The organism is Algoriphagus namhaensis (assembly GCF_042649705.1).
GTDB lineage: Bacteria > Bacteroidota > Bacteroidia > Cytophagales > Cyclobacteriaceae > Algoriphagus > Algoriphagus namhaensis.
The window spans coordinates 161,228-185,832 of record NZ_JBHRZS010000003.1 but is presented as its reverse complement, the minus strand read 5'-3'; the positions used below and the strand labels follow the sequence as shown (position 1 = coordinate 185,832).

The 24,605-nt window shown below is 42.9% G+C and carries 22 protein-coding genes and 1 tRNA gene; 7 read left to right on the top strand and 16 right to left on the bottom strand.

Annotated features, from left to right (window positions below):
* Window positions 1-6: 6 nt before the first annotated feature.
* Window positions 7-1,347 (top strand): saccharopine dehydrogenase family protein, encoded by a 1,341-nt coding sequence (locus ACFOSV_RS02465; protein ID WP_377903041.1) that lies wholly within the window; start codon window positions 7-9, stop codon window positions 1,345-1,347.
* Here ACFOSV_RS02465 and ACFOSV_RS02460 read toward each other — a convergent pair.
* The 10 genes from ACFOSV_RS02460 to ACFOSV_RS02415 all read right to left on the bottom strand — a co-directional run bounded on the left by ACFOSV_RS02460 (window position 1,344) and on the right by ACFOSV_RS02415 (window position 13,436).
* The gene (locus tag ACFOSV_RS02460; protein ID WP_377903039.1) at window positions 1,344-2,390 is read right to left on the bottom strand and encodes a DUF4249 domain-containing protein; all 1,047 of its coding nucleotides are present in this window, start codon (window positions 2,388-2,390) and stop codon (window positions 1,344-1,346) included. The two genes, ACFOSV_RS02465 and ACFOSV_RS02460, sit on opposite strands and share 4 nt — an antisense overlap.
* Window positions 2,391-2,410: 20 nt before the next feature.
* A complete protein-coding gene (locus ACFOSV_RS02455) occupies window positions 2,411-3,469 on the bottom strand; it encodes a DUF4249 domain-containing protein (RefSeq protein WP_377903037.1) in 1,059 nt (352 codons plus the stop codon).
* 3 nt (window positions 3,470-3,472) lie between these two features.
* Complete coding sequence (locus ACFOSV_RS02450) at window positions 3,473-5,875, bottom strand: TonB-dependent receptor (RefSeq protein WP_377903035.1); 2,403 nt, start codon at window positions 5,873-5,875, stop codon at window positions 3,473-3,475.
* A gap of 9 nt (window positions 5,876-5,884) precedes the next feature.
* A complete protein-coding gene (locus tag ACFOSV_RS02445) occupies window positions 5,885-7,348 on the bottom strand; it encodes an IPT/TIG domain-containing protein (RefSeq protein ID WP_377903033.1) in 1,464 nt (487 codons plus the stop codon).
* 117 nt (window positions 7,349-7,465) lie between these two features.
* The gene (locus ACFOSV_RS02440) at window positions 7,466-8,173 is read right to left on the bottom strand and encodes a tRNA1(Val) (adenine(37)-N6)-methyltransferase (protein WP_377903031.1); all 708 of its coding nucleotides are present in this window, start codon (window positions 8,171-8,173) and stop codon (window positions 7,466-7,468) included.
* Window positions 8,173-8,775 carry a DUF2179 domain-containing protein gene (locus ACFOSV_RS02435; RefSeq protein WP_377903029.1) on the bottom strand — a complete coding sequence of 201 codons (603 nt, stop codon included), beginning with the start codon at window positions 8,773-8,775 and terminating at the stop codon, window positions 8,173-8,175. Before ACFOSV_RS02435 ends, ACFOSV_RS02440 begins: the two co-directional genes overlap by 1 nt.
* A 65-nt stretch (window positions 8,776-8,840) precedes the next feature.
* Window positions 8,841-10,007, bottom strand: a complete 1,167-nt coding sequence (locus tag ACFOSV_RS02430; RefSeq protein WP_377903027.1) for a CynX/NimT family MFS transporter — start codon at window positions 10,005-10,007, stop codon at window positions 8,841-8,843.
* A 178-nt stretch (window positions 10,008-10,185) separates the two neighbouring features.
* The gene (gene hemH, locus ACFOSV_RS02425; protein WP_377903026.1) at window positions 10,186-11,214 is read right to left on the bottom strand and encodes a ferrochelatase; all 1,029 of its coding nucleotides are present in this window, start codon (window positions 11,212-11,214) and stop codon (window positions 10,186-10,188) included.
* Between the two features lie 150 nt (window positions 11,215-11,364).
* Entirely contained in the window at window positions 11,365-12,600 is a 1,236-nt protein-coding gene (locus ACFOSV_RS02420; RefSeq protein WP_377903025.1) for a cation:proton antiporter, read from the bottom strand.
* Between the two features lie 5 nt (window positions 12,601-12,605).
* Entirely contained in the window at window positions 12,606-13,436 is an 831-nt protein-coding gene (locus ACFOSV_RS02415; protein ID WP_377903024.1) for a universal stress protein, read from the bottom strand.
* Window positions 13,437-13,616: 180 nt separating this feature from the next.
* Between ACFOSV_RS02415 and ACFOSV_RS02410 the strand changes: the two genes are divergently transcribed.
* The 3 genes from ACFOSV_RS02410 (at window position 13,617) to ACFOSV_RS02400 (ending at window position 17,966) form a co-directional block, all read left to right on the top strand.
* The gene (locus ACFOSV_RS02410) at window positions 13,617-15,224 is read left to right on the top strand and encodes a M14 family metallopeptidase (RefSeq protein WP_377903023.1); all 1,608 of its coding nucleotides are present in this window, start codon (window positions 13,617-13,619) and stop codon (window positions 15,222-15,224) included.
* A 3-nt stretch (window positions 15,225-15,227) separates the two neighbouring features.
* Window positions 15,228-16,961, top strand: coding sequence for a M14 family metallopeptidase (locus ACFOSV_RS02405; RefSeq protein ID WP_377903022.1), 1,734 nt, complete (start codon window positions 15,228-15,230; stop codon window positions 16,959-16,961).
* 93 nt (window positions 16,962-17,054) lie between these two features.
* Complete coding sequence (locus tag ACFOSV_RS02400; protein ID WP_377903021.1) at window positions 17,055-17,966, top strand: lipid A-modifier LpxR family protein; 912 nt, start codon at window positions 17,055-17,057, stop codon at window positions 17,964-17,966.
* A gap of 56 nt (window positions 17,967-18,022) precedes the next feature.
* Here the strand turns inward: ACFOSV_RS02400 and ACFOSV_RS02395 are convergent, their stop codons facing one another.
* From ACFOSV_RS02395 to ACFOSV_RS02370, 6 genes are all read right to left on the bottom strand, one after another.
* Window positions 18,023-18,586 (bottom strand): hypothetical protein, encoded by a 564-nt coding sequence (locus ACFOSV_RS02395; RefSeq protein WP_377903020.1) that lies wholly within the window; start codon window positions 18,584-18,586, stop codon window positions 18,023-18,025.
* Between the two features lie 584 nt (window positions 18,587-19,170).
* Entirely contained in the window at window positions 19,171-19,656 is a 486-nt protein-coding gene (locus tag ACFOSV_RS02390) for a DUF4252 domain-containing protein (RefSeq protein ID WP_377903019.1), read from the bottom strand.
* A 44-nt stretch (window positions 19,657-19,700) separates the two neighbouring features.
* Window positions 19,701-20,240, bottom strand: coding sequence for a DUF4252 domain-containing protein (locus ACFOSV_RS02385; protein ID WP_377903017.1), 540 nt, complete (start codon window positions 20,238-20,240; stop codon window positions 19,701-19,703).
* 210 nt (window positions 20,241-20,450) lie between these two features.
* The gene (locus tag ACFOSV_RS02380) at window positions 20,451-20,879 is read right to left on the bottom strand and encodes a hypothetical protein (RefSeq protein WP_377903015.1); all 429 of its coding nucleotides are present in this window, start codon (window positions 20,877-20,879) and stop codon (window positions 20,451-20,453) included.
* Window position 20,880: 1 nt separating this feature from the next.
* Window positions 20,881-21,366 (bottom strand): RNA polymerase sigma factor, encoded by a 486-nt coding sequence (locus tag ACFOSV_RS02375; RefSeq protein ID WP_377903013.1) that lies wholly within the window; start codon window positions 21,364-21,366, stop codon window positions 20,881-20,883.
* A gap of 270 nt (window positions 21,367-21,636) precedes the next feature.
* Window positions 21,637-21,712: transfer RNA gene (locus tag ACFOSV_RS02370), tRNA-Phe, on the bottom strand.
* A gap of 98 nt (window positions 21,713-21,810) precedes the next feature.
* Between ACFOSV_RS02370 and ACFOSV_RS02365 the strand changes: the two genes are divergently transcribed.
* From ACFOSV_RS02365 to ACFOSV_RS02355, 3 genes are all read left to right on the top strand, one after another.
* The gene (locus ACFOSV_RS02365) at window positions 21,811-23,145 is read left to right on the top strand and encodes a 4Fe-4S dicluster domain-containing protein (RefSeq protein WP_377903011.1); all 1,335 of its coding nucleotides are present in this window, start codon (window positions 21,811-21,813) and stop codon (window positions 23,143-23,145) included.
* Window positions 23,146-23,220: 75 nt separating this feature from the next.
* A complete protein-coding gene (locus tag ACFOSV_RS02360) occupies window positions 23,221-24,015 on the top strand; it encodes a (Fe-S)-binding protein (protein WP_377903009.1) in 795 nt (264 codons plus the stop codon).
* A 76-nt stretch (window positions 24,016-24,091) separates the two neighbouring features.
* Window positions 24,092-24,580 carry a hypothetical protein gene (locus ACFOSV_RS02355; protein ID WP_377903007.1) on the top strand — a complete coding sequence of 163 codons (489 nt, stop codon included), beginning with the start codon at window positions 24,092-24,094 and terminating at the stop codon, window positions 24,578-24,580.
* The last annotated feature ends 25 nt before the right edge of the window (window positions 24,581-24,605 follow it).

Here is a 24,605-nt window from a genome sequence, read left to right as displayed (position 1 = left end):
AACCCCATGCACACTATTCTTCTTCTCGGCGGAGGCAAATCCGCCACCTATTTGATCGACTACTTGGCCGATCAGGCCCCGATCAAAAAACGAAAACTTATCCTAGCAGATCTAGATCTTTTGGCTCTGCAAAAAAAGCTCGTTGGCAAACCTAATACGGAAGCTGTTTTGCTGGATGCGCAAGACGAAGAGCAGTTGACTGCCTTGATCGAAAGAGCTGATGTGGTCATTTCTATGCTGCCTGCTTTTCTTCATCCCAAAATTGCTAAAAAAGCTCTTGCACTCAAAAAGCATTTCTTTAGTGCTTCCTATGAATCTGAAGAAATGAAACAGATGAAGGGAGATATTGAGCAGTCGGGACTTCTTTTTCTGAATGAATGTGGACTCGACCCAGGGATTGATCATATGTCTGCAATGAAAATCATCCATGAGGCTAAAGGAGCAGGTGAAGAAATTCTTTCCTTTAAATCTTTTTGTGGAGGCCTCTTGTCCCCTGAAAATGAAGATAATCCCTGGAAGTACAAATTCACCTGGAATCCCAGAAACGTGGTCCTTGCCGGTCAAGGGACCTCAAGATATATTGAGCAGGGTAAACTGAAATTTGTCCCTTATCACAAGCTATTCAAAAGATTAGACACCTTTCAATTTGAAGAGATTGGTAACTTCGAAGGCTATCCTAATAGGGACTCCCTGAGCTATAGAAGTGTGTATGGACTTGAGAAAATCCCCACCATGCGAAGAGGAACGCTCCGTAGAGAAGGTTACTGCAAAGCCTGGGATATATTTGTGCAACTGGGAATGACAGAGGACACCTATGAAGTGAATTTGCCAGAAGATTTTACTCTTCGAGACTTCCTCAACACTTTTTTACCCTATCACCCTAGCGATCCTGTTGAGGAGAAACTGACGGAAATGTTCTCTGATTTAGATTTTCCTACATTCGAGAAAATCCAATGGCTTGGTTTCTTTAGCAAGGATCTAGTCCCATTGACTAAAGGAACCCCAGCTCAGATTTTACAACGGATTTTAGAGAAGCATTGGACATTGGCACCTGAGGACAAAGACATGATCGTGATGCGGCATGTTTTTGAAATCAAAACTCCTCAAGGGATGAAAATAGTAAATTCAAGTTTGGTTTGTAAAGGACAAGACTCCGTCTACACCGCAATGGCCAAAACTGTAGGATTACCATTAGCTATTGCAGTAGATCAATTTCTGGATGGAAATATCCAAGCAAGAGGTCTGCATATACCCGTGATCCCTGAAATCTATATACCTATATTGAATTCCCTAGCAGAGTCGGGCATATCCTTTTCAGAGACGGAAGAAGTCCTTGCTTCTTCTTAAGGGTTCCAGTCGGCAGGAGGATTAAGCTTGGAGCCTTCCACCACCCTGCAATCATCAGGAATGATAGCTTGAGGCTGACGAAAATCAAGTTGAGCGCCGTTGATATAGATTCTTTCTTTCACTTCTCCACCTGCCATAAAATATCCAAGTACAACCTCATCAGGATTGTCGAGGCTTATCATGTTACCACGGATATTTGCCGGAGGAGGGTCAAAGACAGAACCACTGATTTCGGATTGCTGCTTAACCAGCCTCAGAAAGCGATAGGCCTCCCTACTTACATTTATTTGTCTCAAATCTACGCGGTATGTGTCCACAAATCTTCTTCCATTGTCTGGTATAAAAGCGACAGGGATCTGTGTACTTAAACCATTGAAATTGTCATCTTGAGCAATAAAAATAGATTGATTACCAGTGACTTCAGTTTGATAACAAATAAAACAGCAATCCTTTGGAGCGGGAGCTCTTCCTGGAGGTGGGGTAAAATATAAATCTGGCCTGGTCTCCAACACATACGTCGCTGGCCCATTTCTCCAGAAATAAAAGTTGTCTTCCTCAGCAGGGTCATCTATATCCACTATCAACTGAACTCCAGAGGCAGGATTCAATTCTCCTTCTACAGGAACGGTAACTGACTGGTAACTGAGCTTCTTGATAGGAGGGGTAGGAAGTACCTTTTCGGGGAGAGAAGTATATACCTCTCCTTCGATAAGCTGAATTTGCAAGGTATAACTCCTTCCGACTTCAGCGCGAAAATTTACGGGAGTAAGATAAGAACCTCTGTTATCTAAATTCTCCTCCAAAAAAGTCACCTCTCCCAAATCATCCCGAATGATCACTGTCGCCGATCGGACTGGTCTGATTAAGCCTTCGAATATACTGCCATAGGTATCTCCTCTTGTCAATCGAATCTGATGCGGTCCGTTTTGAGTGGTGATCAATCCTTCAACTGTCAAATATTGGGGACCTGCAGGCACCTCGACAACATAGGGATCAATACATCCACAAAAAATCAACATCACTAACCAAAATTGCTTTTTCATTCTATTTTTTGAGGTTCCAATTAAGGATTCCAGTCAACCGGTGGATCAACACTTGTATTGGGAAGTACCCTACAATCGTCAGGGATTATGGAAACCGGCTGCTGAAATTCTAATTCGGTAGAATTGATGTAAATCTCACTTCTGGCCTCAGCACCGGCCATAAAATATCCTAAGACTACTTCATTAGGATTATCCAGACTGATCATATTTCCTCTAATATTTGCGGGAGGCGGATCAAAAACAGACCCACTGATCTCTGTCTGCTGCTTCACCAGTCTTAAAAATCTATAAGCCTCTGCCGAAATACTAATCTGGCTGATCTGTGCTCGATGGGTCTCAACAAATCGAATTCCATCGTCTTCGATAAAGCCCGCCGGAATTCTAGTAGAAAGTCCATTAAAGGTATCATCAGTGGCAATAAATATCCCTTGGTTACTTATGGCTTCGCTCTGAAAACAGGTATCACAACAATCCTTGGGCTGAGGGTCTCTGCTAGGGTTGACATCTGATGGTCTTGGTGTAAACAAATCAGGCCTAGTCTTCAGTATAAAGGTGGAAACGCCTGTACGCCAGAAATAGAAATTATTTTGATCCGAAGGATCATTCACCTCTACCAGCAACTGTACGCCTGAGCGATCGTTGATTTCTCCTTCAACTGGGATTCTTACCACTTGATAATCCAAATTTTGAATCTCAGGAACGGTCTCCACACGTTCTGGAAGAGAGGTGTATACCTCACCAGTTGCCAATTGGATCTGAAGAGTGTAGGATCTCCCCACTTGTGCCACAAAACCGGCAGGAGTTAAATAATCCCCTGATTGTTCTGAGCTTTCCCGAAGGAAGGTCACATTTCCCAAATCATCTCTCACGATCACAGTAGCCTGTCGCACAGGTCGCACCAAGCCTTGGAATACGCTTCCATAAGTGTCACCTCTGGTAAGTTTGACCACATGAGGTCCAGGCGCCGTAGTGATTGTACCCTCCACGGTGAGCAATTGCTCACCTTGCTCCACTTCGACCACATAAGGATCAATGCAGGCCATAGGTAAAAACAAAAGAAAGAATAATAGTCTTCTCATCCTTTAAAATCTTAAAGCATAGCTAATACTTGGAAGCGGTACACCCAAAATGGCTAAACGAAGGGCCTGAGGTGGCTGACCTGCCTCATCCACAAAGAACAAAGAGAAAGGATTTTTTCTGCCATAAACATTGAGTACCGCAAACGTCCAATCCCCGTCAAAGAATCTGCCTTGACCTTTCAACTTGAAGTTCGCAGAAAGGTCTAACCGGTGAAAATCTGGTATTCGTTGCTCATTTCTATTATTAAAATAAGCTAAGGAATTACCCGAGAAGTCGAACTTGGCCTCCGGGAAAGTGACAGGTCTACCCGTACTGTATCCGAAAGTGGCAGAGATCGATGTATTTGTGCTGACTTTATAATTTCCTATTAAGGTCAATACATGTGGCTTATCAAAATTGGAGGCAAACCATTCACCGTCATTGATGATCTCCTCTTCATATGGCGTGATGACACGGCGAAGAGATCGTGAATAGGTGTATGCCACCCAGCCCGTTAATCTTCCCAGATTTTTCTTCACATACAATTCAACACCATAGGCTCTCCCCAAGGCAGGCACCAACTCAGTTTCGATGTGATTTTGAAGAATCAAATTGGCCCCATCCTTATATTCTACTACGTTTTGGATGTCTTTGTAATACACCTCCACTGATGTTTCAAAAATATTCCCTTTGAGGTTTTTGTAGAAACCCAATGAGTACTGATCCACAATTTGTGGCTCAATGAATGTATCACTCAACTTCCATACATCTGTAGGTGCGATAGTGGCTGTATTAGAAATCAGATGGATAAACTGATACATTTTATTGTATCCAGCTTTTACTGAAGTCGATTTATTAAATGAATACCTGAGGGAAACTCTTGGTCCTAGACCATCATAAGTAGTAATCTGATCACCGTCTCCATATGTCGTCTCTCCAATTGCACTTCCCTCAGTCAAGGGCTGATTTTCGGCATATTCACGCACTGTTCTAGGTCCCAAATACTGATAGGTATCATATCGAAGCCCATAGGTTACCCCTACCTTTTCTCCTAATTCAAACTCATGCTGAAAGTGAATTCCTGCTTCAGTGCCTAATTCATCCTGAACCTTTTGAGGAAGAATTCCTGACTCTTGCTCATTGGTTGGAATCAATTCTCCTGGTTGGATTTTTACCTGCTTGTACTCACCTCCTACAGTGATCCGATTGCTTTCTGAAAAGGAGTACTGAAAGAAAAGTTTTCCTCCGATATCATCTATTCCAGAGAGAATATCAAAATCGCTTGGACCTCCTGCCTGATTGAAAATACTATAATCATAAATGGTATAGTAACCCAAAGCCTCCATACTGAGTTTACTCGTCAGCTTACTTTTCCACTGAAGCGAATGTGAGGTATTTCTCCAAGATACTGTGGTATCAGATGCAAACCCGAAGTCATCATAACTGGTATAAAAGCTATAAGTAAACTCATTATTTTCTGATACAGGAGCACTCAAGACCACATTGGCATCATAAAATGAAGCCTGTGAATTTTTCAAGTCTGGATTGCTCAATGAGTTTAGAAACCAGTTGATATAAGATCCTCTAATACCTCCACGAATGGATACCTTGTCTTTGACCACCGGACCATTTACCGATATTTTTCCCGAGTAATTACTTAGCATCAAATCCGCTCCCCACTTGTCGACACTTCCCGCCTTTGGGGTAATATCCAAAATTGAGGATGCCCTACCTCCAAATCTCGCTGGAATCACAGATTTGTAGAGCGTCACTTCATTTACCATATCAGGATTAAAAGAAGTAAACAGCCCAAATAAGTGAGTAGGGTTATAAACCGGTGCCCCGGCAAATTGGATCAAGTTTTGGTCTGCACCTCCTCCTCGAACGTTCAGTCCAGCTGATGCTTCCCCCACTTGGGTCACACCGGGAAGGGTAGCCATAGACTGAATAATATCCACCTCCCCCAAAAATGGAGGAAGTTCTTTTAAGGTATTCATACTCAAGGTCACAGCACCCATATCCGTTGATCGGATATTTTTATCTGGATCACGACCAAAGATCACTACATCCTCAAGTTGGAAGTCCTCCTGAATCATTTTCACCAAAATCCGTCCTTCCCCAACCGCTGTGATAGGATACGAAACTGTCTCATATCCCACAAATCGGAACAGGAGATTGTATTCTGCTCTCTCAAGAGTGAGTTCAAATCCTCCATTGTTGTCTGAAACCAGAACCTCATTGGTCTCTGGAATGGTAACCGTCGCTCCGACGAGTGCCTCTCCGGTGATCTCATCAATCACCCTGGCAGAAATCTTAATTCCCTTAAGCTGGCCAATATCTCGGCCAACCACTTCGCGCTTCACTTCCGTTTGTGCCCAAACCGACTGAACGAAAAGAACGAAAATGATAAATAGAAATCTTTTCATATAAAATTTTTAAAGGCCGTTGGGATCAAATCGATACATTTCCAAAGGAAAAGAACCTGTTAAATTTAAGTCTGGCTGTCGCATAAAATATAGGAAGCCATCCTTAGCAAAACTTCCGGCTGTGATTCCTTGGGCTGTTCCGGGTATTGGATTCTTTGAAACCCAGTTCAGATTTTGCAAATTCAATTCCCAGATTTCCGAGCTTCGACTATAGCCGCCGATATAGGCTTTGATACCTATGACTTCTCCAAAACCAAAGCCTTGTCCCAAAGAACCAGGGAATGTACTGATCGCTTGCCAATCAGTCATAGACGAGCCTACACGCAACAATGTGCCACTATTTCCAATTACAAATAGTTGATTTTGATAAACGAAGCTAACGTTTCGACGACTCAATGGCTCAGGTGAGACACCAATGGACTCCCAAGTATCATTAGCTGAATTATATCTCCAAACTGCATTTCCTTGTTGGGGTCCTCCGCCTATCAAGTAAAGGACACCGTTTAATTCTACGGCAATTTGATCATAGCTGTCGAACGGAAGATCACCCAACCTTACAAATCCGGAAGGAGTATTTCTCCAAAATGAACGATTGTAGGTGAATGGCTCTCGAGAAAGAACAGCGATACCCCCACCAATGTAATTTGGGGTAGAAAAGCCAAACGCTCTATTACTCCCTGAGAAATTCACCTCCTGCCACAGGTTCGTATTAGGATCATATTGCTGGATTTTTTCATAAAATCGCAGATTTCGATCCGAACCTAAACCGATTTGAAAAACTCCATTTTTGTAGTGGTAAATATTGTCAATGAGTCGAACACCTTCATCAGGGAAATTGGCAAGCTTCGTATAGCTTCCTGTCTGGTATTCAAAAGCTATGGGGAAGGTCAATACCTGATCTTGAGACTGGACTCTGATCTCCACGGATGATGAATTACCCGCACTAGGTACAATGACCCTAAGTCTAGATTCGAAGAGGATTTCTGCCACTTCGGCTTCTTGGTCACCAAAGAAAACTCGAGTATCACTTGTGAAATTTTTCCCTAGAATGAAAACTTCATCTCCTGGTTCGCCAAATCCAGGTGTATAGCTATCAATTCCAGGAATGAGAGTAGTCAATTCTATGGTATTCCCAAACTCAGGCCCATTACCCAGATCCATAAATGCTCTAGCAAAATAGGTCTGTCCTATATTCAGCCCAGTTACCTCTCCGATAAATCGGCCAGGACCTTCCTTGGGGCCCAAGGAGACAATGATTGGTGAGGAAAAATTAGCATCCAATGAAAGATAGAAGCCGTGATCTTGAGGATTAATGGCCTGGTTGGTAATCAATCGTCCCAAAAGCCGGGCTTGCTCTCCACTCGTCAGCAAAACTTCTTCGGTGATCAGAATGGTAGTCTCTGGGTCCTCTTCTTCGCATGCCTGCAAAAATCCGAGAAAAACTAGGGATACTAAGACAATGATTCGTCTCATGTGGTTTAGTCCAGTTAAATAATAAAGCCCAAAAATAGATAATTCAAGTAGTGATGCAAGCCTAGGTAATTAGATTTTGAAATTCGCCCTTCCAGCTACTTTTTGATCGTTTTTTTGTTAAAAATCAAGGAAAAATTCCGCGAGTAACTCTTGGTAAGCGTTCGTATACACACCCTTCTCAGATTTTAATTCAATTTTTTCTGTTTTGTAGGCTTTATTAGAAAGGGAAAAAGCTACAATTTCCCGATATACTTGCTTTCCGGGTCGATCAGCAAGAAATATCTTTTTCCAAGCCTTAAGTCCCAATTCTGATGCTATTTTTTCAAAATCTTCCATTTGCCTTGAAGGAAGGATAAGCCAAAAATCCCCTGATTCGCTAAGATTCCCAACTACCGATTTTGCAAGCTCAAAAAATGAGAGTGAATCTGTATGTAAGGCTTGCTGTCTGATAGCATCTTGGGGCTTCAAGTGATCCGGAAAATAGGGAGGGTTACTCACTATTAAATCAAATGTCGTCTGAGAGTCAAAATCTTGAATGGCGACTTGATGAACCATTAACCGCGCACTGAATGGACTTTCATCAAAATTTTCGGAGCACTGAGACGCTGCATCTGGGTCTATCTCTACGGCTTGAATTTTTGCCATGGGCAACCTTTGCGCTAGCATCAAAGAAATCACCCCAGTACCCGCTCCTATTTCCAGAACCTGAACGGCATCTTGGCCTTCCACCAAAGCCCCCAGCATCACCGCATCTGTGCTGATTTTCATCGCACAGCGATCTTGATTGATCTTGAATTGCTTAAACTGAAACCAGGAATTTGCCATTAGTTTCTCGCTCGGCTCAGAAAACTTAGATTAAATCTAGGCTTATCATCCATCACGTTCAAATCGTCCTCAGACACTCTCTTGACACTTTCTATGGTATAAAAGGCTTTCTCGTCAAGACTTTTTAGCCTTGCAATAAAATCAGGAAGGGCCTCTCTTTTCATCACGGTAAAAGTCAATTGTACTTTACCATAGCGCCCCTCAGCCCCTACTTTAGTAAATCGATGATCTTTGCTATTCATATAATCCATCAGCTCGGGAAGCTCATTTGGACTAATCACCCGAACCAGCACACGGCCCAGCGCTAATTTCTCTTCGAAATACATTCCAACATAAGTCCCCATTCCAAAACCACCTGCATAGGCTACATAGGACATGGGATTATCTATATTCTGAAAGATTTGGCCTATGGCCAAAAGCCAAATCATGGACTCCATAAATCCTAAAATGGGTACAATGGTCTTTTTCCCATTCATCATAAACATGATGCGAAGGGTATTGATGGACACATCACCCACGCGCGCTAGAAAAATAAGTAAGGGCATGATCAGATAGTTGAACATCTGCTCAGAAACACCAATTGAGAGTAGAAAATCTTGCATGTCTATGGGATCTATTGAAATGCAAAATTACACCGCTTTATCTTAATGAAGCGTAAAAAGATTAGCTAGATCTTCAAGTCCCGTCCCGCATAGGTGCCAAAATAGATAAACTGCACCGTGAAGAACAACATGAAGTAAATGAGGTAATCCCAATCAGCGAAAAAATCTAAACTCAACCCAAAAAGAAATGGCCCTGCCGCTGCTAAATAGTACCCTATGGACTGAACCATTGCCGAAAGTTTTGAAGTGGTCTGATCCTCTGCGGTGCGTAGCGATATCAAAACATAACCAATACTTAGGCTAGCGCCCATACAAATCCCAATTCCAATCAAGCTGGCATAAGTGATCCACTCAATGCTACTAAATAGCCCTATAAAACCGATTAGGTAAATCAAGCCGATGACCAAAGTGAAGGTGGACTGCTGCTTTTGACGAATCAAAATCCCTGGCGCAAAATAGGAACCCACCAAACCAAATAGCTGCATGATGGAAGATATCGCCCCAGCCTCCACTGGACTCCAGCCGCGTGAGATCAACATATCCGGTAGCCAGGCAGTCAAAGTAAAATACATCACAGACTGGCACCCCATAAAAAGAGTGACATACCAGCCAAGTTTTGATCGCCAGACATTTTTAGCGGGAGCACCTTCACCTGAACCAGTGACTTTCTTCCTCCAAAGCTGAGGCATCCAGATGAACATGGCGATCCCAATGAACACCACCCAAAAAGCTAAGGCACCTCGCCAACCCAAATCTAAGTCTACAGCCAAAGGAACCGATACTCCAGCTGCAACCGCAGCAAAAAGTGACATCATGGTGGCCAAGAGTGCGGTCATCAAACCCAGCTTTTGAGGCAGTCTAATTTTGATTAGGGGAATCAGAAGTACATTGGCCAAAACAATACCTACCCCAGTCAGAGCTGTACCAAAAAGCAAAAGAGGAATGCCACCCAAAACTCGGAGGATCACACCTACAGCCAAAAGGATCATCCCAAGAAAAATAGCACGACCAATCCCAAGTTTTTTACCGATTGCTGGGGCAAAAAGTGAAAACGTAGCAAAGGTGAGTAAAGGTAAGGTGGTCAAAAAACCAGCAAGTCCATTGGACAAACCCAGATCTTCCCGAATGAATGGAACAAGTGGACCAACGGATGAGATGGATGTTCGAAGATTGATGGAAATCAAAAGAATCCCGGCAATCAGAAACCCTTGCTGATTGGATGAGTGAATCAAGAGAGGCTGGGCTTTAGTATCATTCGACGGGGAGGATCAAATCGATGGTATGTTCTTTTGGCTAAGGTATAAAAAACCTCATTCGAATGGCTTAAATAGTAATACTGCACCTACAGGAAGTTTATCCTGAATAGCAATTTTAGGGAAACCTTAATTTTTCAAGAACTCCATCAAGCAGCTAGGCTCTACTTTCTACCAAGTCCTTCACACATTCCACCCAGGTGTCATTGGAGTTAAGGCTAGGTACCAGATCCCAGTGCTCTCCCCCCAATTCCTCAAACTGCTCTTTGTATTCCTCACCCACCTCCACTGTGGTCTCAAGACAATCCGCCACAAATGCCGGAGAAAAGACTAACACTTTCTTCACTCCTTCTGCAGCAAGCTCCTTGATCATATCCTCAGTATATGGCTTTACCCAAGGGTCATTTCCCAAACGGGATTGGAAGCAAGTGACTACCTTTTCCTTAGGGAGTCCTAGCTTTTCGGCGACCAATCTACTGGTGTGAAAGCACTGCGCCCGATAGCAAAACTGGTTGGATTTGCCATAGGCTTCACAGCAGGAACCAAGTTTGCAATGTCCCTCCACAGAGCCTTTACGGATTTGTCTTTCTGGTAAGCCATGATAAGAGAATAGGTATTTATCGTACTCCTGCTTTTTCATCATGTCCTCACCTAGTTCTTGCCAAGCTTTTAGGAAAAGAGGATGCTCTACAAAATTACTGATGAAGGAAATTTCCGGAATGATCTGCCAGCCTCTTGCAATCTCCATCACCCGGTCAATCACCGAACCATTAGTAGCCGAGGCATACTGGGGAAACAAAGGCAATACGATAATTTTTCGGACTTTTTCTTTGTTCAGCGCTTGAAGCCCCTTTTCAATACTTGGGTTTTGGTAGCGCATAGCCATCTGTACGACGTATTTTTTGGGATCCAGCTTTTCGATCAGCTTGTCTCGCAGGTCCTCGGTATGAAAAAGAAGTGGAGAACCTCGATCCGTCCAGAGTTTACGATACTCAGCCGCAGATTTTGGTGAACGAAAGGGTGCAATGATCAAATTCACCAGCATCCATCTGGGAACCGCAGGAAAATCGATCACTCGACCATCCATTAGAAATTCTCGCAAGTATTTTCTTACATCGCCAGTGGCAGTACTATCGGGAGTTCCAAGGTTAACCAGCAAGACGCCGATTTTTCCGGTATTGGACATGTTTTTGGTATTTTCTTTTGTCTCGGATAAGAGAACCCAAAATTAAGGGAGAAAGTTAGATCGAGTGGAAAAAGAAGGGAATAATCTTAACCTTCCAATTTCAAAGTAGTCGGATGGTTGTTTCAAAAAGAGGCTTAGTTTCCTCCAGACTTAAAACTTATGCTGTCTAGCCCAACCCATCAATGGGCCTGAGCTTATGCTCGATAGCAAAGCCAAAATCACCAATCCAATAAATAGCGAATCGGTGATCAGACCATTTTCTAAAGCAATCAAACCCAAAATAATATCCATACTCCCACGAGTGCTCATTCCAAAGCCTACCACAACGGATTCTTGTCGCTTGATACCAGCCAACCTTCCCCCGAGATACGCCCCGAAATATTTGGTCAGGAAGCCCACAATGACGACCACCCCTACGATTCCAGGATCGAAAGCTTCGATAAAATTGACTTTAAGTCCAATGGATACGAAGAAAATAGGCGCAAAAATATTGTTGATAAACTGATGTAAAATCTCCTTTGCCTTTTCCGTGAGATATTCAGAATCCCCAAATGCTACACCAATGATAAAGGCTCCAAAAATGGCATGAATCCCAATAAACTCCGTAAAGGAAGCAGCTAAAAAACAGACTGCTAGAGAAAGAGAAAGTAAGCCGCCCGGCCATGCCAGCTTTTTATTCACCCAAGGCAAAGTCTTATTAATCAACCCCTTGCCTATGGTCAGCATAAAGAAAGTGAAGACCAGAGTCAGTGCAATCGTAGGCCATACTCCTAGTCCTTCTTGACCCGATTCGGAAAGAGATAAAATCACCGAAAAAACAATCCATCCCAAAATATCCACAATCATTGCAGCTGCAATTATCAGCAAGCCCGTGTTGGTCTTAAATAGATCCAAATCCATCAAGATTCGCGCTACAACAGCTAAGGCCGTAATAGAAATGGCCAGACCAAAGAAGGTGGATGCCACCACCCGGTCGTTAATATTCACCCCCAAAAATTCCGGAAAAGCATAAGCCACCACAAATCCTGCGATAATGGGTAGGGTCATGGAAGCCACGGCAATTTTAAGGGCATTTTTTCCCTGATTCCAAACCACCTGAAGCTCTACTTCGAGACCTGCGATAAAAAGCAACAAAACCACAGAAATCTGCACAAACCCATCCAATGCGATATTGGACATGGGATTTGTCGCGAAAAGATAATCCTGAGCGCCAGGGAAGAAATTTCCCAGAATCGTGGGCCCAAGTATAATCCCTGCTAGGATCTCTCCTACTACGGCGGGCTGCTTGAATTTCCGCGCAATTTCCGCAAAAACCCTCGCCATGATGAGCATGGCAGCAATCTGCAGGAGTAAGTTGATTACCTCTTTATGATTAAGCGTCTCCATCCAGCTTATTTTTTAATCAATAAAAGGTTGCAAGGAAGGGTACTCAGAAGCTCCTCGAGGTCATGGGGGAAAATACGGTCAAAGAAATTCAATCTTCGCCCATCCCCCACGATTAAAATGTCCGCCTCAATTTTTTCGCAAAATCTTGCGAGTTCAATAGCCCATTTTCCACCGGTAACTTTGATGTTTACCTTCAGATCATCATGTGGAATAGTATTTAATATATTCTGGACATAGTCCATTTCATTTTGAACCAACTGCCGACGAGTATGCGCAATCTCCTCTTCGCTATCCTCGCCTGCCGTACCCATTTGAAGCCCATACATTTTTATTTCATTCAGAATATGAACCTGATCTGCATGAACTTGCTGGGAAAACTTGATTCCCCTTTCGATCACTTGAGGGGTAATGGTGAGTTGGGTGCCATTGATCACCACTTTTGAAAAGTCATGTCCGCCTAGTTTAGGATCAATCAGGGTCATTACAGAGCATTGTGACTTTCGTATGATTTTTCTTGCCACAGATCCTAAGTAATAGGTGAGGAATCCTTCCCGCTTGAGTGCTCCGGTAACAAGAAGGTCCACGTCATTCTCTCTGCAGGCCTCTAGAATCATTTTTACGGGCTTTCCTTCCTTCCATATGAGGGTGGTTTTTAGCTCATTCAAACCACAAGCCTTCATGGCCTCATTGAGCTTTTGGTCGAGTTCCTCCGATCGCACTCCCACGTGAATCAGAATTAACTCAGAATCAAAAGTTTTCACCAGTTTTTTGGTTTCAGCTAGAAGAGCCTCCATCCGCGGGGAGAAGGCAAAGGCCAGAGCAATTTTTTTAAACATAGGACTAAAGGCTTACGCATTGAAATACGTAAAAAAACTCCAGCTGTCCAATTCTTCTCAGAAATCCACTCATCCCGATGGTAGCCCTCTCAATCCCTGTTTTGGCTCGAAAACGAATTCCGATTGAGAGAATCTCATTTTTTTAGTCAATTTTATACAAAATAGAACAAGCTTATCTCTATGAAAAAATCACTACTAGGTGGATTGCTGATGGGAGGCCTATTACTCGCCCAGTCGAGTATGGCCCAATCAGACTACCCCACACTCACACAAATCAAATCACGGGCGCAAAGTGTGGCATCCAATTCTTCAGCCGAGCTGATCACCCTGACTAAGACAGCAGGCGGAGAAGACATACAGGTCTTGAAAATCGGAACCGGTAACCTAAATGAAAAACCAGCAATTGCGGTCGTCGGAGGCGTAGAAGGCTTTCATGTCCTCAGTGTAGAACTGGCGCTACAGTTTGCAGAAAGTCTAATAGACCAAAACAAATCTGCTCTTGACAAGACTACATTTTATGTCTTCCCAAACATGTCTCCAGATGCTTACAAGCAATATCACGCAAGTCTCAAATATGAGCGAAGAGGAAATGCTGCTAGCTTAGACCACGATCGAGATGGAACCCCTGGCGACAATGGCTATACAGACCTAAATGGTGACGGGCTCATCACATGGATGAGAGTAGAAGACCCTACCGGGGATTATATTATTTCCGAAGAAGATGATCGCGTAATGGTAAAGGCTGATCGCGCCGCTGGACAATCGGGTCAATATGCCATTTACATGGAAAGTAAAGATGATGACCAAGACGGCAAGTTTGCTGAAGACCTAACTGAGGGAATTGCCTTCAATAAGTCACTGACCTACAAATTTCCGGTATTCGAACCGCTTGCTGGAGACATCCCTGTCTCTCAACCAGAGTCCCGAGCCATGCTGGATTTCCTTTTTGATCAGTGGAATATTTTTGCCTTTGTGACCTTTTCCCCTGCAAATAATTTGAGTTCGCCTTTGAGCTATAATGCTGGAAATGCCCGCAAGCGAGTACTCACGTCTATTCTTGAAGAGGATCAAAAGATCAATAAAATGGTTTCTGATCAGTACAAAAAGACAGTTTCCCAAAAGGCCTATGGACAAAACAATCAAGGAACCGACGGGGACTTTTTTCAGTGGGCTTATTTTCACTTTGGTCGCTTGAGCTTTGGAACACCTGGATATTGGACTCCAGAGTTTAAAGATGCAGAGGGCAAAGGAAAATCAAGTCCAGAGGCCAATTACCTGGCCTGGGCTGATTCCTTAGGCTGGAATGATGTATTTGTCCCGTGGACGCCAATCACCCATCCAGATTTCCCGGGTAAGAAAGTAGAAGTGGGGGGAATCAAGCCATTTGTCATGGCAAATCCTCCCTTTGACCAAGTGGAAAAAATTGCTACCGAGCATACTGATTTCATTTTGGCGCTAGCCGATATGCAGCCTAAACTGGAACTGCATAACCTTAAAGTGGAAGATCTTGGAAATGGTTTGAGTCGAGTAAGCGTGGACTTATTCAATAATGCACCCCTACCAACGCATTCAGAGCTGGGTGAGCGATCTCGCTGGCTTCGAAAAATCAGAGTGGATATGGGCATCGACAAAGATCGATTGATCTCTGGAGATGCGACCAGCACGATTGATGTGCTAGGAGCATATGAAAAGGTTTCTATGAGCTGGGTGGTCCGTGGCAAAGGAGCTGCAGACCTCAAAGTGGGTGCTGCGCATCTCGGTTTTATCAATGAAAAAATAAATCTCTAAGCCATGAATATTCAAAAAATAACTACACTAGTTTTAGCCCTTGGCTTGAGTGCATGTGCTTTTGTTTCAGAGGCACAGCAGAAATTCTTCAGAGCCGTGGGTACCCCTCACGATCCTAAAGTGGAGATCGCATTCAATCGCTACTATACCTACGAAGGCTTAGTGGATAATCTTCAAAAAATCGCTAAAGCTCATCCTGAATTAACCAAACTTGAAAGCATAGGTAAATCTTACCAAGGTCGGGATATTTGGACCTTGACGGTGACGGATTTTTCCAAAGGAAAAGCAGAAGACAAGCCTGCCATGTGGATCGATGGAAATATTCACTCCAATGAAATCCAAGGTGCTGAGTTTTCAATTTACAGCGCTTGGTATTTGACCGAAATGTTTGCAGATAATGAATTCATTCAAGAGCTTCTGGCAGACAAAACCTTTTACATCACCCCTACGATCAATCCAGACGCCAGAAATGACTTTTTTCTAGAGCCAAACACGGCTAGTTCTCCCAGATCAGGTATGATGATCTTGGATAATGACGGGGATGGTCTGGCAGGCGAAGATATGATGGATGATCTCAATGGCGATGGAAGCATCACCATGATGATCCGCAAATCCCCAACAGGTCGATTTATCAAAGACCCCCAAGATCCTCGTAGACTGATTCAAGTGGAGCAGGATCAAATGGGTGAATATGAATACATCGGTCAAGAAGGTCTCGATAATGATGGAGACGGTCGTGTGAATGAAGATGGCGTAGGTTATTATGATCCTAATAGAGACTGGGGCTGGAACTGGCAACCGGACTACGTACAGCGTGGTGCTTTGAGCTATCCATTTACACTTCCTGAAAACCGGGCCGTAATGGAATTTGTGATGAAGCATCCTAATATCGCAGGAGCCCAAAGTTTTCACAATTCTGGGGGTATGATCCTTCGTGGCCCTGGTGCCGAAGAAGATGTCAGCACCTACAATCGACAGGATATACAGATCTATGATGCCATTGGAAATAAAGGTGCAGAACTGATTCCAGGCTATCGTTACATCGTGGTTTACAAAGATTTGTACTCCGTATTTGGTGGCGAATTGGATTGGTTTTATGGAAACAGAGGGATTTTCACCTATTCCAATGAGTTGATGACCTCCTATCTGTACTTCCATGAAAACGCCGGTCGAGGTAATCAAGACGAGCAACTGAAGGTGGACAAATACCTGACTTTTGGTGATGCATTCGTGGACTGGAAAGAATTTGAGCACCCTACATTTGGAACTGTAGAGATTGGTGGGTTTAAGAAAAACTTTGGAAGAGCCCATCCTGGATTCCTACTGGAGCAAGATGCCCATCGAAATTCTGCCTTTACCATTTTCCATGCATACCACACTCCAAAACTTTCCGTAATGGATGTGAAGGAAACTGACCTTGGAGGTGGACTAAAGGAAATCGTCGCAACTATCTACAATGAGCGCCTAATGCCTACGCATGCGTCCCAAGATCTAAAGTACAAGATCGAGCGGCCCGATTATGTGAGCATCTCTGGTGCCAAAGTGGTCGCAGGCTTTGTGGTAGAGGATGAGGATATGAAGAAATATAAGGAGCAGAAACACTCCCCAGAAAAAATCGCCGTCGAAAACATCCCTGGAATGTCTGGGGTCAAAGTGCGCTGGATTGTTTCTTCTGCAAATAACTACTCCATCAATGTGGATTCCGCAAAAGGTGGAAAAGCCAGCTGGTCAAAATAAGCTAGCATGACCTATTTAAAAAATCCCTGCTTGGACGTTCGAGGCAGGGATTTTTTGTGTTTATGCCTATCTTCAATCCTCGATGTAGTTTTCATGCGCAGACTGATTGGTTCCTTTTTATTATGCTTGCTGTATCTAGGAGTACTAGCCCAAAGTAATGATGAACAGGTGGTAGTACGAAAATCCCAATTGATCATTCGGCTAGATAATGATGCCTTTATCAGTGGTCGCAAAGATCGCTATTACTCTGCTGGACACTTTTTGGATTACTATCAATATCTAGGAGATGGCAAGAGTTATAGCCTGGGTTTTGGAAATCTTATACTTACCCCTGACCTCCCCGCCGAACTTCCTCCCTCGGAGATCGACCGTCCCTTTGCAGGTCTTAATTACCTGAAGTTTGGTTTCCAAAAAAGAAAACAAAACTGGTTTTATGAAGCGAGCCTGCTCACAGGCATCATAGGGCCCAAATCCGGTGTGGGTCAGTTTCACGATTGGTATCATGATCTCGCCAATTTTCCACGTGCCATGGGCTGGGAGAATCAAATTGAAGATTCCTTCATCATCAATCTTGAGTCCACGGTCATCCGAAGTATCTGGGGGAATGGAAATTTTGAGATACTAGGAGAAGCAAACGCCGCGCTGGGGAATTTAGAGCAAAGCTTAAGTATCAAACCAAGCTTTAGAATCGGGACATTCCAACCCCTAGCCTACAGCCAAATCAATGGAAGCAGGGTGGGTACTAGAAGTAGGCAGGAGCAGTTTTTTCAATTTGGCGCAGAACTTAAACGTGTATTTTTCAATCGAACGATCGACGGGGATCTGATTTCTCCCGAGATTCCTCCAAGCTTTGAGTCAAAAGATTATATCGGCGAATTATTTGGTGAGTTTATCCTGAATTACAATCATTTCGGCATGGGCTATGGCATTTACTATCGCACCAAGGAAAATGAGTCAGCTCGTGATCAGGTTTTTGCTCGGATTACCCTGTCTTGGCTTTTTTAAGCAAAAAAAATCCCGCCAGATAAGCTGACGGGATTCCGTTACTCAGTTGGTTTAGTTTACTCTTCTGTGATGTAGCCTTCGTATCCAGAAGCTGTCTCTACTTTGAAACTTACGCCTTCGGCTGAAGCTTGCTTCACTTTATAGATTTTATGAAGTCCTTGAGGATTGTCTATCGTTTCGGTATGAATGAGTTTCCCACCGTCATAGATAAGTACTTTCACATCTTTAGAATCCAAAGCACTCACTAGGAGTCTGTAGGAGTTGTCTTCCATTTTGGATACTCGACCAAATATTTCAGGCTTTTCAGCCACGAAATTGGCTACAGAAGACTGAGCGAGAGTTCCACTTTGACCAAGTACCTCAACTTGATAGTTTCCCTTTTCGATTTGGGAAAGGTCATACGTCTTGATGAATTTGTCTGCCTTTGAGATTCGATCACGAAGGATCAAGTCACCATCTACATTTTTGATCTTTACGACCACAGCTCCTGTAGCAACAGCATTTACAGCTACGGCTACCTTGGCAGCTTCGATTTTTTTGATTTGCACAGATTCAGATCCTTGTGCAAAAGCCCCAACTGCAATCCCTGCAGTCAAAAGCACTGTCATTAGTTTTTTCATTTTTTAATTGGTTTAGTAGGTTGTTTTTTATGAAACAGGTTCTCACCTGCTCCATTGTTATGACAAACTTACTAGAGCATTCTTAAATTATCAAATTTGTAATCAAAATATATTTTTGTTGCCGTATGTATAATTAATATGCTTTTTTATTAAAAATATAATAATCTCTGTTCGCAATCGGTTCCGAAATTTGGAGTAATTGGTTTTTCTCACCCTTTACCAAATTAAATTTGGAAATTAAGTCAATATTATATTTTCAAATTCTTTAATTTTTGTAAAAAATAATTTTCACCACAGTATGTTTGGCATGGAACTGCTTGGAATCATAATGATATTAGGCGAATTATTAGAGGCAAAAGACGTATATCAGCCACTTTTAGAATAACCAAGCAATGCCTAAATCCGATCAAACTTCAATCGAATGGAGAATCAAATCCACATGCGGCCTAGACCTATCCCGAAACCAAGCCTGCGGCAAGGGAGATTCAAGGCTATGTGGCATTTTGGAGGGGTTTGAGGGTAGGAAAGTGAACATAAAAAAAGCCGATGAACATTTCATCGGCTTTTGTTTCAACTAGGCTAAATCAATTTTTATCCTTATACGAAGTTGCCTTAGCAACCAATTCTTGATCAAAGGTACCCTTCAATTCGACCACCATAAGATCGCCTTCGTCATCACTCACCAAAACGACAAGATCAGAAATACGCTTACCCCCCTTGGAATAGACGACGATTCCGCTGTTCTTCTCTTCGGTTTCCATCAGTAGCTCATAGCGCTCTTTATCAAGCCCCTTTTTCATAGCCTTGTATTGTGCTCTATTAGAATCCGCGTTGTCAGGCAAGGTGAAAAATTTCAATTTCTCAATTGATTTGGCCACCGTAGCCATATCATCTTCATTGAGATCGATCTTGAAGCCTTCGGCAAAATTCATAAAATTTCCAGCAAGCTCCATGTGGAAAAAATCTTCTTCGCCTTTGTACTTTTCATACACGGCTTCTACGGTTTTACTTTGAGCTTGAGCCGTCATTACAGCTCCAATCATGGCGAGTGTTAAAATCAGTTTTTTCATTTTTTGTGTTGGTTTAGTTTTTATAAGTTATTGATTCATTTTCATTAAGGTAATTTCGACCCTTTTCGATATTGATCCATCCCCGGTATTTCTGTTGTTTCAGCCAGGAGGTTGAGGTCTTCATAAGTAAAATCACCGAGCATAGATAGCAGGGTAAAATCTCCTTCATTATCTCCAGAGATCATTAAGAGTTCTTTGATTAATCCCCCCTCTTCTCTGACCATAAACTTAAGTTTTGACCCCTTGTCTTGGACATCCATGAGTTCCTCGTATTTGTTTTTGGTAAGGGTAGCCATCGCTTTGGTATAATACTCCAAGCCATTCACCTCATCCGAAGAAAGAATTCGTATCCCTCTGATTTTGGAAATCACGGATCCCACCTCTTTACTTTCGGGATCATCCGGGTTGGCATTGGCCTTTAGGAAACCTCCTGCCATCTGCATCATCTTTGGAGAAATATATACTCTTGCAAATCGGTCATCTTCCATATAATTGGAAAAGAACTTCTGGATGGCATCGTCTTGAGCCTTCGCCTGAAAGGCAAAAGCAAAAAGGAATAGAAATAGTAGTCGGTATAGTTTCATTTGTTTATATTTTGATTTTTAAAGGGCACATTGAATCTCGCAGCGATTACAATCATCTCAGTGTGTGACTTTTTAGTCAAGCTCGATTTCATACGTTTAAATTTTGAATTTCAATGGTCATCCCGATAAATATTGGGAGGAGGGCCTTGCCCTCGATAGTTATCGAGACATTCACTGTGTGAGAAGCCTTTCTCATCGCTTATCTTATCGTTAATTATCTTCTTGTTTGAAAATTTGCTGAGTGGTATTCAAGTACTTCAGATCATCCATCGCCTTCATGCTTTCTTTGCCCTTGGCGAGATTTGTTTGGATCATAGACAGCGCCATCATCACCTCTTGATAGGCTTGTTCTTCGGCTTTCTGCTGTTCTCGGCTTTGCCAAATCCAAACCGTACTGATCAGAATCAAAAGCGAAGCAGCCCAATTCAGCCAAACGGGAGTAATTCTTCTCACTTTGGTCTTCGCTGGCTTTTCCAGTTTAGGCTCCAATTGAGACCATTGACCTAGTCCTTGGAATAGTGCTTTCTCCTCCTTAAATCCATCAGCGCTTTGTAGCAACTCTCGAAGCTCTCTCTCCTCGTCCAGCGAAGTTTCTGCTTCCCAATATTTTTGGAGTAATTCTCTAATTCTATTTTCCATCTTATGCTTTGCTTCCTAAGATTCTTTCTCTGATACTTTTTCTCGCCCGATGTAAATTCACCTTCACCTGATCTTGAGACAAGTCTAAATAATTCGCGATCTCCTCATAGGTTAGACCCTCCACCTCTCGGAGTTGGAAAATTTCCTGTTGCTTTGTCGGTAGGCTCGCCATGAGTTTCATTACATGATTCACTTGATCATCTTTATTTTCGGATTCGTCAGAGACCTGAATTATTTCATCCAAATTTTCAATCGAATCCAATCTTTTTACTTGCCTGAAGTGCATGAGTGCTTCATTTTTCAGACTTTTCATCAGCCAGCCTCCGAGGTTGGGATGCTTTTTAAGCTCCTCTTCTCGTTGGAAAGACTTTTCGAATACATTTTGGAGCAGGTCTTCAGCCAGTGCGCGATCCTTTACCCAGAAGTACACTAGCCTGTATAGCTTTCCCTTTTCAGGCCAGATATATGCTTCAAAAAATGAATTCATTTGTGGGGGTAATGCATGAGTTTTAGGAATGTTACACTTTCTTCAAAAAAAATTAAAAACATTCCAATTTAGGAATTTGTATTGTCTCGGTATGGGTAAACGACTTATCGGAGGAATTGAAAATTTTTAGAACGAATTTAAATTAATCGAAAAATAGTATGCATGCCGACTATTTATTAATTTGCCCGGAGAATTGAAAAGCTTGATGAACCCAAAAAACGCAACTCGAAAAGACACAAAAAAACCCCGATCGAAAAAATCGACCGGGGCTGGTGGTGATGAGTGGATTCGAACCACCGACTCACGGATTTTCAGTCCGATGCTCTACCAACTGAGCTACATCACCGTAAAGTGATGCAAAGGTAGGTAAATGGGATTTTCAAGCAAATCATTTTAGAAAAAAAAATTAAGTAAGCATTACTATAAAACGCTAAATCAATCTATATGAGCTTTTTACCTCAAATAATCTTTGTGATCATTTTGGCTGTTGCCGGAGTAATTTTGGCAAAGCGGATCAAATATCTAAAAAGGAACATCTTCCTGGGGAAAGCAGAAACCAGAAATGACCAGCCTGAAAACCGATGGAAAACTATGCTTCTGGTCGCTTTTGGGCAGCAAAAAATGTTTAAACGATTTTTGCCAGCCTTCCTACACCTTTTGATTTATGTGGGTTTTGTGGTGATCAACTTAGAAGTACTTGAGTTCATCCTTGACGGCCTCTTGGGAACGCATCGAGTTTTTGCACCACTTTTGGGTGGACTTTATACGGCCGCTATGAATATGTTTGAATTCCTGGCTGTGGCAGTTCTGCTTGCCTGCGTGGTTTTCCTCACGCGTAGAAATGTGGCCAAAGTCGAGCGATTCACAAAGCCAGAAATGAAAGGGTGGCCAACTATGGATGCCAATTTGATCCTCGTGATCGAGATTATCCTCATGATGGCTATTCTGACCATGAATGCCACCGACCAAATTCTGGCAGATCGAGGTGATGAACATTATATCAAATTGGGAACACTATTTTTTAGCAATCTATTGCAGCCACTTTTCAGTGGTATGAGTGATAGTGCTCTTGTAGTTTTAGAGCGTGGAGCTTGGTGGTTTCATATCGCAGGAATTCTAGCATTTGCTGTCTATGTGACTTATTCCAAGCATTTGCATATTTTTCTTGCCTTCCCAAACACCTGGTATTCCAACCTCAAGCCTAAGGGCGAAATGGTGAATATGCCTGAAGTGACCAATGAAGTGAATATGATGCTGGGAATTCCTACAGAAGCTCCAGCGGATGCGCCTACCGAAATCCCACGGTTCGGAGCCAAAGACATCAATGACCTGTCATGGGTTAATGTCATGAACGCCTACTCTTGTACGGAATGTGGCAGATGTACTAGCGAATGTCCCGCGAATCTGACCGGCAAAAAACTTTCCCCTCGAAAAATCATGATGGACGTACGAGATCGGGCGGAGGAAGTTGGAAAAAGTATAGATGCCGGAGGACCTGGCTTAGAAGATGGCAAGTCACTTTTGGGTGATTACATTACAAAAGAAGAACTCAATGCCTGCACCAGCTGCAATGCCTGCGTAGAAGCATGTCCAGTGAATATCGATCCACTTTCGATTATCCTAAACATGAGAAGATATGTGGCCATGGAAGAATCCGGAACTCCACCTCAGTGGAATGCGATGTTCCAGAATATGGAAACTAGCTTCTCCCCTTGGAAATTTAGCCCGCAGGATAGATTTAATTGGGCTGAGACGGTGAAAGATGAGGAAATGAAATAATTGTAGGTTGTCGGTTGTCGGTTGTCGGTTAAGGAAATTTGAGTAGCAAAAAAGAAAATTCAGAAAGAAAAAAATATGGCAGAAAATTATAAAGTACCCACAATGGCCGAAATGGCAGGAAAAGGTGAAACTCCTGAAGTATTATTTTGGGTGGGTTGTGCTGGATCTTTTGACGATCGGTACAAGGCCGTGACTCAAGCTTTTGTTAAAATTCTAAATAAAGTGGGTGTAAGTTTTGCGGTGCTCGGACCGGAAGAAGCTTGTACTGGAGACCCAGCACGTAGAGCAGGAAATGAATTCCTTTTCCAGATGCAGGCCGTAGCAAACATCCAGGTAATGAATGGCTATGAGGTAAAAAAGGTGGTCACTGCCTGCCCGCATTGCTTCAATACCATCAAAAATGAATATCCAGCTCTGGGTGGGAATTACGAAGTAATCCATCACTCCCAGTTTCTACAGCAGCTCATCAATGAGGGCAAAGTGGCCTTAAAAGGTGGTGGCGAGTTTAAAGGAAAGAAAATAACCTTCCACGATTCCTGCTATCTCGGTCGTGCCAATGACGTGTACGAAGCCCCTCGGGAAGTAATTAAGGCGCTGGATGTGGAGCTAGTAGAAATGAAAAGATGCCGTACCAAAGGCCTTTGCTGCGGTGCCGGAGGTGCGCAGATGTTTAAGGAGCCGGAATCTGGTAAAAAAGATATCAATATCGAACGAACTGAGGAGGCTTTGGCCACTGGAGCCAATGCCATCGCAGTAGGCTGTCCTTTCTGCCTCACCATGATGACAGATGGTGTGAAGAACAAAGAAAAAGAAGCTGAAGTACAGGTTTATGACCTTGCCGAGATGATAGCCAAGGACATGGGAATATGAAATAATTGAATTGAATCAATTTGACCCTTTTTGCCGTTAGGTAGAAAGGGTTTTTCTTTGCCTAAACAATCAACCTATGTATCTCGAATTTGATCAAATGCCCGAAAATGCTAGAATCTGGATTTATCAATCCAGTAGAAAGTTTTCGGACGAGGAAATAGAACTAATTGAAAACAAGCTTCAGAAGTTTTGCGAAAGCTGGAATACACACGGAACACTCATGCCTACTTCTTTTGCCGTGAAGGACAGTCAGGTGGTGATGCTGGCCGTAGACGAAAGCCAACTTGGGGCAAGCGGATGCTCAATTGATAGCTCGGTACGCATTCTAGCTGAAATCGAAGCACAAATTGGCGTTAATCTTATCGACCAAGGAAAAGTAAGTGTGAAAAACCCAAACCAGGAAATCACCGTGCTCCCAGCCTTGGGGCTGAAATCTTCTTTACAGGAGAATCGTATTTCACCAGACTATTTGGTGATTAATCCTCGAATTTCAACAAAAAAAGAACTTGAAAGCCTTTGGATTCCGATTTCAGAAAGCTGGTTAAACAAATACTTTCCAAATTAATTAGTAATATTCAACACCCATTGAA